We start from the raw sequence: 15977 nt of genomic DNA, 5'->3' as shown, positions 1-15977 counted from the left end.
AAGGTGAGCCCTCTGCAGAAACTGCTCGGGGATGACATCAATGCGCTGCCCTGGAAACGTCAGCTTGCGGACGTGAGTGTGCTCGACATTACCGACAAGTTTCCCGGCCAGAACGAGCGGGTCGTCCTGCAAAAACTGGTAGCGGGCGGCAAGGCGCCGGCCCATACCCACCGTGGCGATGAAACCACGATTGTGCTGCAAGGGGCATTTGCCGACCAGAAGGGCGTATTCAATCAGTGGGACTTTGTGGTTCTGAACGAACAGGACGAACATCGTCCGGTGGCCGTCGGTTGCGAAGACTGCATTACGCTGTCAGTGCTGAGCGCCCCCCTGAAGCTGACCGGGGCCTTCACCCGTCTGCTCAATCCGTTCCTGCGTTAACAGTGTGCTGCGGCACCGCCGCAGCATGACTTCGCTACCATGGCAGATCACTGCCATCCCAACTGATAAAACGCCCATTATCCCTGGCATCGAGGCTTTCCAGAACCGAAAACAGATTGCTTGCCGTCTGCTCTGGCTCGTGCACCGTTAACTGCTCCAGCGACTGCTGAAATGGTTGGCTCAGCGACGACAAGGTGGTGCCCGGGTGCAGGGAAACGCATGCCAGTGGCGCGTAACGCCTCGACAATTCAATAGAAAGGTTCTTCACCACCATATTCATCGCCGCCTTGGAGGCGCGATAGGCGTACCAGCCCCCTAACTGGTTGTCCGAAATAGACCCCACTTTCGCAGACACCGCTGCAATACGCTTGAAGTGCTTTCCCCTCAGCACCGGAGCCAGCCTCTGCATCAGCGAGACAAACCCGAAGCAGTTCACCTGGTAGCTCCGCATCATGCTTCGGCCATCGATATCCTCCAACCGTTTCTCCGGAAACATCTGGCCATCGTGCAGCAGGCCTGCGGCATAAATAACGGTGTCAACCGGACCAGAAGCTTCCAGCACAGCCTTGAACTCGGCGACATCAAGCCGTTGCTCGTCCTCTGCATCCCAGGCCATCAATCTCACGCCAGAGTGATTCTTCAAATCGTCCGGCGCCGTCTCCGGCCTCCGGCACAGCCCAATCAGGCTCCGGTCCGGATAGCTGCTCAGATAACGTCGGGCCAATGCCGCACCGATGGCACCGGACACCCCCGCAATAACGGTCGTCATTCACCGATCTCCCGATTATCAATCAAGCCCATGTCGTTGATACGAAAAATCAATGCGTTCGGGCCATCCTGAAGCAAACCAAATAATTCAAACGCCCGTATGAAGAAAGGCTTCCAGATCAGAACGACGATATCCGGCGGTCGTTTAGACCGTCAAATCAAAACAGGAGAGTATCCATGCAATACCAGGCACCAGCGAACGATCTTCGCTTTCTGTTGTTTGATGTGTTGGGTGCAGACAAGCTGCACGAGCTGGAAAAATATGCCGATGCCACACCGGACCTGATCTCCGCGGTCATTGATGAGGCCGGCAAGCTGGCGGCAGAGGTCATTCAGCCCACCAACCAGGTTGGCGACCGTCAGGGCTGCAGCTACGACCCCGAAACCAAACTGGTCAAGACTCCAGACGGCTTCAAAGAGGCCTACCAGAAGTTTGTCGAAGGTGGCTGGACCGCGCTGGACGCGCCACTGGAGTTTGGCGGCCAGGGCCTGCCTCACACGCTGAAATTCGTGGTGGACGAGATGGTGTGCTCCACTAACCTGTCGCTGGGCATGTACCCCGGCCTGACGCATGGTGCCATCAGCGCCCTCTTTGCCCACGGCTCGGAAGAGCTTAAGCAGACGTATCTGGAAAAACTGATTTCCGGCGAATGGACCGGCACCATGTGCCTGACCGAGCCCCATTGTGGCACCGATCTGGGCCTGATTCGCACCAAAGCCACGCCGAATGATGATGGCAGCTACGCGATTGAGGGCACCAAAATCTGGATCACCGGCGGTGAGCACGATCTGGTGGACAACATTGTCCATCTGGTGCTGGCCAAGTTGCCGGGCGCGCCAGACACCACCAAAGGGATTTCCCTGTTTGTGGTACCCAAGTTCCTGCCAGACTCCGGTGAGCGCAATCCGGCCTTCTGTGGTGGCCTGGAGCACAAGATGGGCATCAAGGGTTCCGCCACCTGCGTCATGAACTTTGAAGGCGCCAAGGGCTGGCTGGTGGGCGAGCCCAACAAAGGCATGAGCGCCATGTTCACCATGATGAACGAAGCTCGTCTGATGGTGGGCATGCAGGGCCTGGGCCTGGCGGAAATGGCTTACCAGGAGAGCCTGGCATTCGCCAGGGAACGTCTGCAAAGCCGCTCCCTGAGTGGCCCGAAGAATCCCGACGGCCCGGCCGACCCGATCATTGTGCACCCGGACGTACGCCGCATGCTGATGCGCCAGAAAGTGCTGAACGAAGGCATGCGTGCACTGGCACTGTTTACCGGCCACCAGCTGGATCTCTCCGTGGCACACCCGGACGAAAAGGTGCGTGAAAACGCCGATGATCTGGTGCAACTGCTGACGCCGGTGGTCAAAGCCTTCCTGACCGATGAGGGCTACAACAACGCCAACTGGGGCCAGCAGGTACTGGGTGGCTCCGGCTTCACCCAGGACTGGCCGCTGGAACAACTGGTACGCGACGGCCGTATCGCCCGTATCTACGAGGGCACCAACGGCATCCAGGCGATGGATCTGGTGGGCCGCAAACTGTCGCTGAAGGGCGGGCAACTGGTACGCGCCCTGTTTGCCGAGCTGACGGGTTACCTGAAAGACAATCCTGATGCGCCCTACCGGGAAGAACTGAAAGGCGCCGTCAAGGGTCTTGAGCAGGCCACTCTGTGGCTGGCCCAGAATGCCCCGAAAGATCCGGAGCAGGCTGGCGCTGCGGCGACACCATATCTGCGTCTGACAGCCCTGACCGTCATCGGCTATCTGTGGTCCCGCATGGCTGCCGTGGCTGGCCAGCAGCTCGAAGCCGGCGCAGGTAACAAGCCACTACTGGAAAGCAAGCAGGTATCCGCCCGTTTCTATTTCGAGAAACTGATGCCTGAGGCGGACTGGCTGCTACGGGATATCCAGTCCGGCAAAGACAGCCTGATGGCCCTGGAAGATGAGCAGTGGATGGCCTAAGCGGCAGAGCTTCCGGTCAGGCCAAAAATCCTGGCCGGAAATGACCGACAAATGGCAATTTGTGACCTTCATCAAGACAGATCAGAAATTGATAATGGTCACGTTGATTAGTGTCTCTGAACTAGTCCAACCCGCCTCCTTGCGAGGCTGGTACCTTCTTGAAGCCGCGCTATGCGCGGCTTTTTTTATGGCCACGGCATTAAACAGAGCTGCAAGCCCGCGACAACAGTGACACCAACTCGCCCTGACGGCTCGTGCCGGTTTTCCGGAATATATTGTTAAGGTGGTACTTGACGGTTTCCCGTGACCGCCCCGAGGTTACCGCAATATCCGACAAGCTCTGACCACCAACAAGCTCCGCCGCTACCCCTGCTTCCGCATCCGTAAGATCGAACAGGCTCTTTAGCAGATCGTCGTTGATTTCGTTGCTCCAGCTCCAGTCGTGTAATGTAACGAGCACCCCCTGTGCCATGCTCTCTGCCCCGGCCGCTCCCTGCAGGGGAGTTACAATCAGCGTGATGCGCTGCGGCCCCTGTTCCAGGCTGAAAACCTGGTCATCGAGCTCCCGCCTTGCAATTGATGCCTCAACAGCCGCTGATAAAAGCACCGCAAACTGCCGCGCATTCTCGTTCCCATGGGCCACCAGCATGCCATCCTTGTTTACCCACAAACCTGCGTTGCGTTTAAGGATGTCATCTGCCTTGCCATTCCTGAAGGCCACCCGGAAGGATGCATCACAAATGATGATGCCCCGATCGACACGTTCAAGTACCAGTCGCTCAACCGCCGGACCACACCGCCGCTGCATCAGCCGGGTATACAGGCCCACGGCTCGGTGCAGGTGGGGCAGGAATCCATCGAAGACGCTGAGCTCTTCATAACTGAATTCAGGTTGGCCAGGAGAGCGCTGCATTCCGAAAAAGTTCAGGTAATGCCCGTCCATATAGGCAATCGCTCCGGCCGCTTCGCAAGCCCCGTAGCTTTCTAACCACTCTTCGGCCCGGGTATCGCGCCGCAAGCGCTTAACATCGGGGCCAAGATCGAGGTTACTGGCAACAAACCTGCAGCTACCCTGGCGGTTGACCGATATCGCTTTTTCAACCAATACGTCCCGGTGGGAAACATGTTCGGAATAGAAGCGAAGAGCCTCTTCGGGAATATTCACGGTCCAGGCACCGAGAAGAGCATTCTCCGCAGTGTTATAAATTGCAAACGATGCACTGTGGCCGTTAAACACCTGGATAAACCGCTGCAGAAACGGAAAGAAACCTTGTTCCGAGGTAACCGAATCGTAGATCAGGCCGATCAGTTCATGGAAGTCATGATTGAAAAAGCCTTCCCGGTCGGAGCAATGCACAGCGGTCCACTCTTGTATCGATGTTTCCTACACAATTTAGTGTAGGTTTCAAAGATATTCCAACCGCTCATAGTTACAAATTTCATACAAATAGCCGGCCCGCACTCCCCAAACGGGTGGGGCGCCCCCCGACCACCCTTGCTATATCTCAATAACCCTTCCTCAGGGAGCCTTCGGGCAGAGCCTGGTTCATCCGGCGAATCAGGGTACTTTTTTGAATCAAGGAGTTGTTATGAACGGTTTTAAAAAACTGGCGTTGGCCGCAGCGGTCTCTTCGGTTGTTGGTATTGCGGGATGTGGAGGAAGTAGCGGTGGAGGGAGTACCGGGGGCGAGACAGTATCCGGAGAAACTATTTCAGGTACCGCCACCGCTCCTGGTGAAGAAGGTACTATAGCCAGCTTTACCCAGCCGAGTATTTTTGAAGTCGCATTGAACTTTGTTGTAGCTCCTGTCGCTGCAGCCATTACCGGGCTCAACCCCGTAAAAGGTGCCACGGTAGAACTCATTCGCGTGGATGATGAGGGCAACCAAATCGGCGACGTGCTCGCTCAAACCGCCACGTCAACAACAGGAAACTACAAGCTAACACTGCCGCAAGGCGTTAACCTTGCAGGTAATCTCGTGGTTCGAATTACCGGGCAAAACAATAAGCAACTGCGCGCACAGGTTGTCGAAAAAGACGTCGATATAAACCCGGTGTCCGAGTTTGTTCTTCGCAAGTTCATCGAGACGGGTGCCGACCTAGATCAGTTGGTTGTCACCGATGTGGTCAAACTCAGTGGCAAGGTTGAAGAGTTTGATCTGACTGCCGGGGCCAATCTTGATGAAATGTTCAGCACACTGGAGAGCGAAGTCGGCGATTTCGTAGAGAGCGAGGTTGCCGTGGTAGCCGGTGGCAAGGGTGAGGCCAGCACAGTCGCTGGCGATTACCGGAGCGCCGCCTTCGCACTTGAACTCCACGACGCTGAAAATCACAGTTCGGGCACCTATGCCCACAGTTTGTGGGCATCCAGTTTTCAGCTGGCAGACGGTGGCGAAAACGTCGTCAACGTCACCCTGGTCGATGAAGATGATCTCTACGGAAGCCGGGGAGGCCCATCCTTGTCCAGCGCTGAATGGCTCAACCATGAGTCCGAATTCGAAGAGGTTAATGAAACCTTCGACGGCATTCTGACCCAATCGGGCATCCTCGCTATCCAGGGCGAGTTCGAAGAGGAAATCGAAGAGGAGGAAGGCTGGCGCTGGCCTGCAGTAACCTACAATCTGGTGCAGGCTGGTGAGCGAGGCCTGTTTTTTGTCCAACCCAATGAAGCCAGCGTTCGTTACGCCGTGATCGATACCAACGACGACGGCACACCCGATGCGCTAGACCCCTCCCAGAAACTGGGCGACGAGATCTCCCGGTCTTTTGAGGTCTTTGCACGGCAACCAACCAACTTTCAGAGCAGCGACCTGTCAGGCCAGTTTGGCCGGGTTTATATCGCGTCTGAAATCACGACCGGTGAGCTGATACTGAAAACCGAAGTCAACACCATCACCTTCGACGGCAATGGAAACTTCAACTACGCAGAGGTCATGGAAGGACATGGTCACCAGATCAGTCTTTCAGCAAGTGGCCCGGGCTATGTGCCGATTACAGACCCAGCGGACACTGGCACCTTTGTTGTCGACAGTTCCGGTGATATCACAGAGGCCGGTGGTGAGCCTGCCGATGGTTTTATTAACGATACCGGCGACTTCATTGTCATGTCTGGCGGCGATGGCGAGCTTGGCAGTTACTCTGAGCTCGACATGACCCTGATGACCAAGCTGCCCACAGACAGTGGGCCCAGCGTGGCAGGCAAGCAATACCGGTTACAACTTATTTCGATGAAACTGGATACTCAGGAGCGTTTCCTGCTTTCCAGCAGCAAGTTCAATACTTTCCTGACCATGGCAAGTGAAACCGAAGGCGCAATCAGCGGTAGCTTCCTGGAAGTAGAAAAGACCACCCTGGGTGGGCAGCTATCTGTTTCTACCGACATGGTGGATGGTGCAGAGGCCTCTGCCAGCATCAGTGCCAACGGTGCAACGACGATAACCGTCGGTAGCTCTGAGGGTTCAACAACCTTGGATGGGTTCTTCAATGCAGACGCCTCACTTGGCTTGTTTGCACTGCGCTGGGAACCCACCGAGGGCGATCCGGATGAACTGGGGCTCGTGATTCTGACCGAGACAAACTAAGACCTGACCCGCAACCAAGCAGCGGCAAAAAGGCGAGCTCCCATGAGCCCGCCTTTTTGTTCTGAACCCACATGTCGTCAGGAGGCTCGCTGCGGTACAATCTGCGCCAAATTCATGTTGAACTCTTCTGCCTACCGGAAAGCCTCAATGGCATCAAACCCTGCACAGACCGACGACTACGCTTTCCGCTTCGGCGGCATAGAGCGTCTGTACGGCCGCAAGGCCCTGCATGCTTTCTGCCATGCTCACATCGCCATTGTCGGTCTCGGCGGCGTCGGTTCCTGGGCGGCAGAAGCTCTGGCGCGTAGTGGTATCGGCACCATCACCCTGATTGATATGGACGATATCTGTGTCTCCAACACTAACCGGCAGCTGCATGCTCTGCAGGGCCAGTATGGTCGCACCAAAACCGACGCCATGGCGGAGCGGTTGCGGGCCATCAATCCCCAGGCGGACATTCGGGTGCACTTCGGCTTTCTCACGGTGAAGAACGTCGGGGAGCTGATCACAGAAGACATGACCGGCGTGGTGGATGCCATCGACAGCGTGAAGGCAAAAGCCGCGTTGATTGCGCATTGTCAGCGACGCAAGATTCCGATCATCTGTGCCGGTGGTGCCGGGGGCCAGATGGATCCGACCCAGATCCAGGTTGCAGACCTGGCGAAAACCACACAGGATCCATTATTGGCCAAGGTCCGTAATATGTTGCGCCGGGAATACGGTTTTTCCCGAAACCCGAAACGGCGCTTCGGCGTAGAAGCTGTATACTCTCTGGAACAACTGACCTATCCCGCCCCGGACGGCGAGGTATGTCAACAGAAACCGACAAGCGACGGCCCGGTGCGGCTCGACTGCGCCACCGGTTTTGGTGCTGCCAGTCCGGTGACCGCGAGTTTCGGCTTTTTCGCAGCGTCCCGGCTGCTGAATCGCATCGCCCGCAAGGCCAACGCCTAATTCAACCATCGGGGCCCTTTTATGGCCGTAAGCACCACGTTAATTCTGGCCGGCATCGGCGTTTCTTCCCTGGTTTGCCAGTGGCTGGCATGGCGGGTACGCATGCCGGCTATTCTGTTCCTGCTCGCCGGTGGCATCCTCGCAGGCCCGGTGACCGGGTTCCTGCAACCGGAAGCCATTTTTGACGACCTGCTGTTTCCTGTTATCTCCCTGGCAGTGGCCATCATCCTGTTCGAGGGCAGCCTTACCCTGCGCTACGAGGAAATCAAAGGCCACGGCAAGATGGTGCGCAATCTTATTCCTGTGGGCACCATCGTCACCTGCATTATCGGCACCCTGGCCGCCCGCTGGATTCTCCAGGTATCCTGGGAAGTCGCCCTGTTGTTCGGTGCTATCTCCGTCGTCACCGGGCCTACCGTGATTGCGCCCCTGCTCCGGGCAGTGCGCCCCACCTCCAAGCTGGCGAACATCCTCACCTGGGAAGGCATCATCATTGACCCGGTAGGCGCGCTGCTGGCCGTTCTGGTGTTCGAGGGCATCGTTTCCTGGGGCCAGGGCAATGTTTTCAGCCACTCCCTCTACATTTTCGGCAAGACTCTGCTGGTTGGCTTTGCCATCGGTGCCGCCGCCGGCTACCTGAACGGCCTGGTCCTCAGAAAGCACTGGATTCCCCAGTACCTGCATAACGCCGGCACACTCACCTTCATGCTCGGTGTCTTTGCCATTTCCAATGAACTGGCCCACGAATCGGGGCTGCTCACCGTGACCGTGATGGGCATCTGGATGGCCAACATGAAGCAGGTTCCGGTCGACAGCATTCTGGAATTCAAGGAATCCCTCAGTGTGTTGCTCATTTCGGCCCTGTTTATCATTCTGGCCGCCCGTGTAGAGTTTGCAGCCATCGCCGAACTGGGCTGGGGCCTGGTTGCTGTGCTGGCCATCCTCATGCTGATTGCACGCCCCGCGAGCATTTTCCTCTCGGCCATTGGCACCACACTGAACTGGCGCGAAAAGCTGTACCTGAGCTGGATTGCTCCACGTGGCATTGTCGCTGCGGCGGTCTCAGCGCTGTTCGCATTCCAGCTTGAGCGAATCGGCTATGAGAGTGCCGGCGTACTGGTACCACTGGTGTTTATGCTCATCATCACCACCGTTACCCTGCAAAGCCTCACTGCCCGACCCGTGGCAAAACTGCTGGGGGTTCAGGAACCGCCCGCGCACGGCTTCCTGATTCTGGGCGCCAACCCGGTGGCCCGGCTGGTGGCCCAGGCCCTGAAAAAGCATGACATTCCCACCATGCTGACCGACACCAACTGGGAGAACGTGCGCCAGGCGCGCATGGAAAACCTGCCGGTGTATTTCGGCAACCCGGTGTCGGAACATGCCGCCACACATATGGACCTGACCGGGATCGGCAACCTCCTGATACTGTCGCCATACAAGCAGATGAACAGTCTGGCCACCTACCATTTTCTGGACTGGTTCGGAGATGATTCGGTGTTTGGCCTGGTGGAAGGCGACCAGGATCAGCGGGCGCGGCTTCAGACCGCAGGTAAGGTCCAGCGGACCCGGGGTCTGTTCGATGGTGTCAGCTATGCCAAGCTGGCGAGCCTGGTCAGCCAGGGCTACACCGTGAAAACCACGCAGCTAAGCGAAGAGTTCAGCTACCAGCAGTTTCTGAACCAGTATCAGAACCAGGCCCTGGTGTTGTTCGTACGCGACAGTCGGGACCATATTCACCCGGTCAAGGACATGGAAACCCTTGAGCCAGGCGACGATTGGGTACTGATCAGCCTGGTTCCCCCACAACCCCAGAAGGAACGTCGGGACCGGGAAGAACCTGCCGGTGAGAAAGGCGACAAAACGGCAAGCGGTGCCGCTCCAGCCTGACGCTATTCGCCTCCGTCAGCGGCAGTCAAGCACCAGCTTGCCACGGACGTGGCCGCCCTCCAGCAATGCGTGGGCGGCCTGCACCTGATCCAGCGGGAAAGCCTGTTCAATGTGAACCCGCACATCGCCGTCTTCAATGAGTTCGGCAATTTCGTCCAGGTGAAACACATCCGGCCTTACGGTCATGCCGTGGGCCCTAAGCCCCATGGCCTCGGCGGCGCTGACAATGTCATCAGCGGTCACGGTGGGGATGGTCACCAGCACGCCGGTTTCTGACAGGGTATGCAGGGAGCGCTTGCCGGCTTCCCCTCCCACCAGGTCCAGCACCACATCCAGGCCATAGCACTCCTCAGCCACATCGGTAGTGTGGTAATCAATCACTTCGTGCACGCCGAGCTCAGCCAGAAAATCCCGGTTGGCCGGTGAGGCTGTTGCCACCACATGGGCACCACGCTCCAGCGCAAACTGAACCGCAAAATGGCCGACACCGCCAGCCCCGGCGTGAATCAGTATCTTCTGACCGGATTCCAGCCTGGCCACCTCAAACAGAGCCTGCCAGGCCGTTAATGCCGCCAGGGGCACCGCGCCGGCAGTCACCAGATCAAGCTCATCAGGGACGATGGCCAACTCGTCAGCACGAGCCAGGGTGTACTCCGCATAAGCACCACCGCCGGCCGGAAAGCCCACCATACCCATTACCCGGTCCCCCGGGGCCAGGGTGGTTACGCCCTCAGCAACGGCGACGACCTCACCGGCAACGTCGTACCCCGGCGTCCAGGGCAGCCGGTTTTCGATCTGTCGGGCGGCGAACCCCAGCCCCTTCCGGGTCTTCCAGTCAATCGGGTTTAAACCGGCGCCATGCACTCGGATGACCACTTCACCTTTCCGGGGCTCAGGCACCGGAGCCTGCGCCACCTGAAGCACCTCCCGCTCACCAAACTCGCCGTAGATCACGTGCTGCATGAGGATTGATTCACTAACGTCGGTAGGTTCCATGGTTGCCTCCGGAGTGCATGGGGTCAGATGTCCCTCGAAGGGCATCAAGGATGAGACTAGCAGATATTTCCGGCGACGGCCCTAGCGCGGCAGGCCTCGGCCGCCGGGCACCAGGGCGCCGGACAAAATATCGACAAAGGCTTTCGGAGCCCGAGCCGGGCGCTGGGATTTCATATCAACGCAGGCGTGAGTGGACATGCCCCGCAACAGGGTTTTGCCATCGGCCCTGCGAATCAACTGGAATTGTCGGGCCGAGCGAAAACGACCATCCCAGTCCGTCAGCCAGGTGCCCAGCACCAGCTGGTCGCCGGCATTAGCCGACATCAGGTAGTCAACATCGGTGTGGGTAATGGCCATGGCCTTGCCGGTTTCCTCGTGCAGGGCCCAGGTCATGCCCAGACTCTCGATGTGGGCCCAGCTCACTTCCTCCAGCCAACGGATGTACACCACGTTATTGGCATGGCCAAGTCGATCGGTATCTTCGGCCTGAACCGTGATTTTCAGGGTGAACGGGCCGGGCAAATCCCAGCTCAGGGCGGGGGCATCAGTCATGGGGTTGCTTCTCCAAGGCCAGGGATGGCCTGCAACGGTAGCCGGCCAATACGGTCGTTGTGAAGTGAACCAAAGTATAGAACACCGTCGTGCGGATTAACTGAGGTAATCTCCTGCAGATGAGTACCGCGAGTGTCGTGCAGGCTGGTCAGCATCTGGCCCTTGCTATCGAAGGCGACGACCAGACCGTAGTTCTGGGGCTTGGGCTTCAGGCTGTCCGGCAACTTGGCAACCAGATCCTTCAGCCAGGGGGACTTGTGCATGGCATCGACCCGGGGATTACGCAAGGTCGGGAAGGCGACCCAGTAACGGCCCACACCGTCCACCGCCAGGTTGTCCGGAAAACCCGGCAGGTTGTCGGCAAATACCTCAGCCCGGCCAGCCTTGGGACCGCCGATCCAGTACCGGAGAATGCGGTATTTCCAGGTCTCGTTCACCAGTACATAATCGCCCTGAGGGGATACTGCCACGCCATTGGCAAAATGCAGGTTACCCAGCAACACCTCGGTTTTCCGGGTTTTCGGGTTGTACCGCAACAACCGGCCGTGAGGACGCATCTCCAGCAAGTCGAGTACGTAATCAGGCTGCTGGAAGCGGGAACTGGCGTCGGTGAAATAAATTCGGCCATCGGGGGCGATCACCACATCATCCGTGAACCGGAAGGGGGTGCCCTCGGCCTCTCGGGTAAGCACCGTGATGTCACCCTGAGGAGTAATGGATAACAGGCCTTTCCAGGCGTCGGCGACAATCAGATTGCCGTTGCTGTCAAACACAAGTCCAAGCGGCCTGCCACCGGTTTCCAGCCAGTGTTCCACCGTACCATCAGGGTGAACACGAACAATCCATCCATCCTGGGTACCGGTGTAGAGCACACCATCAGGGCCGATGGTGGTGTCTTCCGGGCCGTACACCTCGCCACGAGCAAGCAGATCCGCCAGCCGCAACCGTTCATTGGGCGCCAGCACACCGGTCATGGCCGGTGGAGAGGGCGCATCCCAGGCTTTACTGTCAATCGGAGACGGGGTCAGCAGAAAGCTGCCAAGCAACAAAAAGACAACCAGCAAGCCAACCAGCAACCATTTCATCATGCGCGCCCGTTCCCTTTTATGATTCTTTGTCCGCAGGCGACCCGGCGGATAACTCCGTGTGCCTAACCTTAGCAGACATCACAGGGTTTCTGACAAGATCAGGCCTGTTCCAGAAAACGCCGGCACAGCATGGCAAAAGCGTCCGGCTTTTCCGCGTGCAGCCAGTGCCCGGTGCCTTCAATGATTTTCAACTCGGCGCCCGGAAACAGGGTACGAATGGTGTCCCGGTGTTTCTCCTGGATGTAGGCGGAATCCGCACCCTTGATAAAAAGCACCGGTCCCTCAAAAGGTCCCTGCCCTTCCGGCGCTGCCGCCAGTTTGTCATAACAGGCATCAATGACAGACAGGTTCAGCCGCCAGCGGAAGGCCACCTCATCGTCGGCCTGTTCCTGGGCCGGAATACGCTCCAGGTTTTTCAGCAGGAACTGGCGCACACCCGCCACTTCGACAAACCGGGCCAGGCGGGCATCCGCCTCGCTGCGGGATTTCACGCCACGAAGATCCACCTGCTGCATACCTTCAAGAATGGCGTCGTGGTGGGCCTTGTAGGTAACCGGCGAGATATCCGCCACAATCAATGACCGCACCCGCTCAGGATGCTTCAGGGCAACCTGCATGGCGACCTTGCCGCCCATGGAGTGGCCCAGCAGACTGGCTTTTTCAATACCCTGGGCATCCAGATAGGCAATGACATCCTCGGCCATAGCCGGATAGTCCATGTCGTCAGTATGGGGAGAGCTGCCGTGATTGCGTTCATCCAGAGCATGGATCTGCCAGCCGTCCTCAAGCCGGCGGGCAATACCACCCAGGTTTTCCAGGGAACCAAATAGTCCGTGCAGCAGGATCAAGGGATCTCCCTGACCGGAAATTCGGTGGTTCAGTGCAACACTCATGGTCTGGCAGCCTCCGGTTGTCGGATCAAACCGGATACACTACCACTGCCAGTTTACGGGGCAAGGGGAATTTGGTGCCAACCCGACAGGCAGAAAAAAGCCGGGCATGGCCCGGCTGGAAGGTCACAGACATACGCCTGAAAGATCAGCAATAGAAAATGCTGTCCAGGTATTCAGCGAGTGCCAGAACGTTTTTGCGCTCCATTTCGCTATGGGGTACAAAGATTTCCTGTTCCATACAACACCTCCACTTTGCAACGCATTACTTCAACCTGATAGCCAACATGCTATCGTTGAAGCAGTGGCAACCCGTTGACTTGCTGTCCCAATCATTTGACATTTTGTATCAGTCCACCAGATAACAAACGGGAGCAGAACCCAGGCATGCAGCCCCAGACCGAATATCCGGAATCGCCCCAGGTGGCGGCATCCAGCACACTGGCGCTGGTGCACTATCTGGAAACACGGGGTCTTCTGGATCGTGTCCGGGTGGAACAGGCTACCGGGCTGACACTGGCGACACTGAAAGACCCGGATCTACGGGTACCCGCTTCTGCCCATTACCGTTTGTGGGAACTGGCCGAGCAGTTGACCGCCGATCCGGGCGTCGGCCTGCATGCCGGCCAGGTCATCGACCCCGAGCGCATGGGGCTGGTCGGCCATGTGTTCTTCAACTGCGACACTCTGGGCGAAGCCGTGGTGCAGTATGTCCGGCTGCACCGACTGATCAACGAATCAGTCACCCTGAGTTTTGAGCAAACCCCGGACCAGGCCATCCTGACCTGGCAGCCGGATCGTCCGGATCATTACTGTCGCCAGGACATGGACCGCACCCTGGCCGCCGCCCTGTGCCGGACCCGGCACTTTATCCATCGCAGTATCGAGGCTGACTGGCTGGAAATTGCCCATCCGGAGCCCGTATATGCCGGTGAATACCGCAAACTGTTCGGTGGCACTGTCCATTTCGGCTGTGGCGTTACCCGCATGGCGTTTAACAGCAAGCACCTGGGCCACCCCATCCCGCACCGGAATCCCTATGTTTACTCAGCGGTGCTGAAACAGGTAAATGCGGTCATGGCCCGGCTACAGACCCGCCGCTCGTTCAGCCGAAAGGTGCGTCGCCTGATTTCCCGGCAGATGGCCACCGACCGGATTGACGCCGACACCCTGGCCCGGCAGTGTCATATGAGCCGCCAGACCCTGTACCGAAAACTCAAGAAAGAAGGCATGAGTTTCCACGACCTGGTGGAGCAGGTCCGCAAGGACAAGGCCCTGCGCTATGTCGCCGACGACCAGTACGCACTTGGCGAAATCGCCTTTCTCCTGGGGTTCTCCGAGCTGAGCGCCTTCAGCCGTGCGTTCAAGCGCTGGACCGGTGTCGCCCCGGCCCAGTTCCGGGCCAGTCATCAGGGACAAGAGTCATGATTACAGAGAACCTTTCGCTACTGGCCATTCCGCTGGCAGCGCTGTACCTGGCGGCGCTGGCCTGTATTTACCGCATCCTGCTCACCTATCGAACGGCCCAGGGAGCCATAGCCTGGATTCTCGCACTGGTGGGCCTGCCCTACATTGCCGTGCCCATGTTCCTGTTGTTTGGTCGTTATCGCTTTGGTGGTTACGTCAAGGCCCGCCGCATGGGCGATGAATCCCTCACCAACCTGTTGGATCAGTTTGAAAACCAGACCACCTCCATCACCAATCCGGGCCAGGAGCATTTCAGCGACGAGTTGCAGGTGTTGTGCAAACTCGGCCGGCAACCGTTCACCGCTGGCAACCACTGCACGCTGCTGCGAGACGGCGAAGCCACCTTTGAAGCCCTGTTCGATGCCATGGAAGACGCCAGCCATTATCTGCTGCTGGAGTTCTACATTGTCCGCTCAGACCGTGTCGGCCAGCGCATCAAGGCCATCCTTGAACGCAAGCTGGCCCAGGGCGTCGAGGTCTGGTTCCTGTATGACGACATTGGCAGCGCGTTTCTGTCCCGCAAATGGCTGAATGAACTGTCTGCTGCCGGCGCCCGCATTGCCTCGTTTGGTGACGGCAACATCCGGCGTCGGCGCTTCCAGATCAACTTCCGTAATCATCGCAAGCTCCTGGTCTGCGATGGCAAGGTGGGATTCGTCGGTGGTATCAACCTGGGCGACGAATACCTGGGCACCGCCATGGACCAGGAACCCTGGCGCGACACCCATTGCCGGATTGAAGGGCCCGCTGTCACCGGCCTCCAGCTGGCCTGGCTGGAGGACTGGAACTGGGCCAGCAATACCCGGCCGGAACTGAACTGGGCGTCCGTGTCTCAGCCTCCCGGCGACCAGGAAGTACTGGTATTGCCCACCGGCCCGGCAGACACCTGGGAAACCTGCACCCTGTTCTTCCTGAACTGCATCAACAACGCGCGCACAAGGATCTGGATTGCCTCGCCCTATTTTGTGCCGGATTTCCAGATCATGAATGCCCTGCAGTTGGCGGCGCTCAGGGGGGTGGATGTTCGCATCCTGATACCGGAGAAAACCGACAGCCCACTGGTCCGGCTGGCCGCCTATTCCTATTTGGTACAGGCCAGTCAGGCCGGCATCGGCATCTATCGTTACCAGCCCGGCTTCATGCACCAGAAAGTGGTTCTGGTGGACAGCCGCTACGCCGCCATCGGCACCGCCAACCTCGACAACCGGTCCATGCGCCTGAACTTCGAGATTACCGCCGTCAACACCAGCCCGGCGTTTATCCAGCAGGTGGAAACCATGCTGGAGGAAGATCTGGGCGCCAGCCGGCCCATGACCGAAAAAGACTATCGCCAGCGCTCAATCCTGTTCCGGCTGGGCTGCCGGGCGGTACGACTATTGGCGCCCCTGCTTTGATCTGGCCCCGGGCGGGCGCTTGTGCGAACATGAGCGCTCGACTGATGCTGTAAACGACCATTT

Annotated in this window: 13 protein-coding genes; 7 read left to right on the top strand and 6 right to left on the bottom strand. The window is 58.2% G+C overall.

What is annotated here, in order from left to right:
• The coding region (locus B3Y70_RS01220; protein ID WP_288589082.1) for a cupin domain-containing protein at positions 1–381 on the top strand (381 nt) is incomplete at its 5' end.
• Positions 382–415: 34 nt separating this feature from the next.
• Here the strand turns inward: B3Y70_RS01220 and B3Y70_RS01215 are convergent.
• Positions 416–1150 (bottom strand): SDR family NAD(P)-dependent oxidoreductase, encoded by a 735-nt coding sequence (locus tag B3Y70_RS01215; RefSeq protein ID WP_286896698.1) that lies wholly within the window; start codon positions 1148–1150, stop codon positions 416–418.
• Between the two features lie 176 nt (positions 1151–1326).
• Here B3Y70_RS01215 and B3Y70_RS01210 point away from each other — a divergent pair, with 176 nt between their 5' ends.
• Entirely contained in the window at positions 1327–3102 is a 1776-nt protein-coding gene (locus B3Y70_RS01210; RefSeq protein ID WP_153740806.1) for an acyl-CoA dehydrogenase C-terminal domain-containing protein, read from the top strand.
• Between the two features lie 199 nt (positions 3103–3301).
• Here B3Y70_RS01210 and B3Y70_RS01205 read toward each other — a convergent pair whose 3' ends face one another.
• Positions 3302–4459, bottom strand: a complete 1158-nt coding sequence (locus tag B3Y70_RS01205) for a helix-turn-helix transcriptional regulator (protein WP_286893527.1) — start codon at positions 4457–4459, stop codon at positions 3302–3304.
• Between the two features lie 232 nt (positions 4460–4691).
• Between B3Y70_RS01205 and B3Y70_RS01200 the strand changes: the two genes are divergently transcribed.
• The 3 genes from B3Y70_RS01200 (at position 4692) to B3Y70_RS01190 (ending at position 9527) form a co-directional block, all read left to right on the top strand.
• Positions 4692–6683 (top strand): hypothetical protein, encoded by a 1992-nt coding sequence (locus tag B3Y70_RS01200; RefSeq protein ID WP_228224333.1) that lies wholly within the window; start codon positions 4692–4694, stop codon positions 6681–6683.
• Between the two features lie 147 nt (positions 6684–6830).
• Positions 6831–7637 (top strand): tRNA cyclic N6-threonylcarbamoyladenosine(37) synthase TcdA, encoded by an 807-nt coding sequence (gene tcdA / locus B3Y70_RS01195; RefSeq protein WP_286893525.1) that lies wholly within the window; start codon positions 6831–6833, stop codon positions 7635–7637.
• A gap of 21 nt (positions 7638–7658) precedes the next feature.
• Positions 7659–9527 carry a cation:proton antiporter gene (locus tag B3Y70_RS01190; RefSeq protein ID WP_011784056.1) on the top strand — a complete coding sequence of 623 codons (1869 nt, stop codon included), beginning with the start codon at positions 7659–7661 and terminating at the stop codon, positions 9525–9527.
• Between the two features lie 15 nt (positions 9528–9542).
• On the opposite strand, the gene B3Y70_RS01185 is transcribed toward B3Y70_RS01190, so the two are convergent.
• The 4 genes from B3Y70_RS01185 to B3Y70_RS01170 form a co-directional block, all read right to left on the bottom strand.
• Entirely contained in the window at positions 9543–10523 is a 981-nt protein-coding gene (locus B3Y70_RS01185) for an NADP-dependent oxidoreductase (RefSeq protein WP_286893523.1), read from the bottom strand.
• Between the two features lie 81 nt (positions 10524–10604).
• On the bottom strand, positions 10605–11075 hold the full coding sequence (locus B3Y70_RS01180) for an acyl-CoA thioesterase (RefSeq protein ID WP_286893521.1): 471 nt from the start codon (positions 11073–11075) through the stop codon (positions 10605–10607).
• Positions 11072–12160 carry an SMP-30/gluconolactonase/LRE family protein gene (locus B3Y70_RS01175; protein WP_286893531.1) on the bottom strand — a complete coding sequence of 363 codons (1089 nt, stop codon included), beginning with the start codon at positions 12158–12160 and terminating at the stop codon, positions 11072–11074. The genes B3Y70_RS01180 and B3Y70_RS01175 overlap by 4 nt, the downstream gene beginning before the upstream one ends.
• 101 nt (positions 12161–12261) lie before the next feature.
• A complete protein-coding gene (locus tag B3Y70_RS01170; protein ID WP_286893519.1) occupies positions 12262–13056 on the bottom strand; it encodes an alpha/beta fold hydrolase in 795 nt (264 codons plus the stop codon).
• Between the two features lie 384 nt (positions 13057–13440).
• Here B3Y70_RS01170 and B3Y70_RS01165 point away from each other — a divergent pair, with 384 nt between their 5' ends.
• Both B3Y70_RS01165 and cls read left to right on the top strand, forming a co-directional pair.
• Complete coding sequence (locus B3Y70_RS01165; protein WP_222447632.1) at positions 13441–14481, top strand: AraC family transcriptional regulator; 1041 nt, start codon at positions 13441–13443, stop codon at positions 14479–14481.
• On the top strand, positions 14478–15914 hold the full coding sequence (cls, locus tag B3Y70_RS01160) for a cardiolipin synthase (RefSeq protein ID WP_288589081.1): 1437 nt from the start codon (positions 14478–14480) through the stop codon (positions 15912–15914). The genes B3Y70_RS01165 and cls overlap by 4 nt, the downstream gene beginning before the upstream one ends.
• The last annotated feature ends 63 nt before the right edge of the window (positions 15915–15977 follow it).

The organism is Marinobacter sp. UBA5687 (assembly GCF_002420325.1).
Classification (GTDB): domain Bacteria; phylum Pseudomonadota; class Gammaproteobacteria; order Pseudomonadales; family Oleiphilaceae; genus Marinobacter; species Marinobacter nauticus.
Note: the sequence above shows the minus strand (reverse complement) of the source record. Positions and strands in the feature narration are given on the sequence as shown.

Coding starts and splice junctions, on each gene's coding strand:
- B3Y70_RS01170 (WP_286893519.1), bottom strand. CDS start 13,056: ATGAGTGTTGCACTGAACCACCGAATTTCCGGTCAGGGAGATCCCTTG.
- B3Y70_RS01190 (WP_011784056.1), top strand. CDS start 7,659: ATGGCCGTAAGCACCACGTTAATTCTGGCCGGCATCGGCGTTTCTTCC.
- tcdA (WP_286893525.1), top strand. CDS start 6,831: ATGGCATCAAACCCTGCACAGACCGACGACTACGCTTTCCGCTTCGGC.
- B3Y70_RS01175 (WP_286893531.1), bottom strand. CDS start 12,160: ATGAAATGGTTGCTGGTTGGCTTGCTGGTTGTCTTTTTGTTGCTTGGC.
- B3Y70_RS01210 (WP_153740806.1), top strand. CDS start 1,327: ATGCAATACCAGGCACCAGCGAACGATCTTCGCTTTCTGTTGTTTGAT.
- B3Y70_RS01200 (WP_228224333.1), top strand. CDS start 4,692: ATGAACGGTTTTAAAAAACTGGCGTTGGCCGCAGCGGTCTCTTCGGTT.
- B3Y70_RS01165 (WP_222447632.1), top strand. CDS start 13,441: ATGCAGCCCCAGACCGAATATCCGGAATCGCCCCAGGTGGCGGCATCC.
- B3Y70_RS01185 (WP_286893523.1), bottom strand. CDS start 10,523: ATGGAACCTACCGACGTTAGTGAATCAATCCTCATGCAGCACGTGATC.
- B3Y70_RS01180 (WP_286893521.1), bottom strand. CDS start 11,075: ATGACTGATGCCCCCGCCCTGAGCTGGGATTTGCCCGGCCCGTTCACC.
- cls (WP_288589081.1), top strand. CDS start 14,478: ATGATTACAGAGAACCTTTCGCTACTGGCCATTCCGCTGGCAGCGCTG.
- B3Y70_RS01215 (WP_286896698.1), bottom strand. CDS start 1,150: ATGACGACCGTTATTGCGGGGGTGTCCGGTGCCATCGGTGCGGCATTG.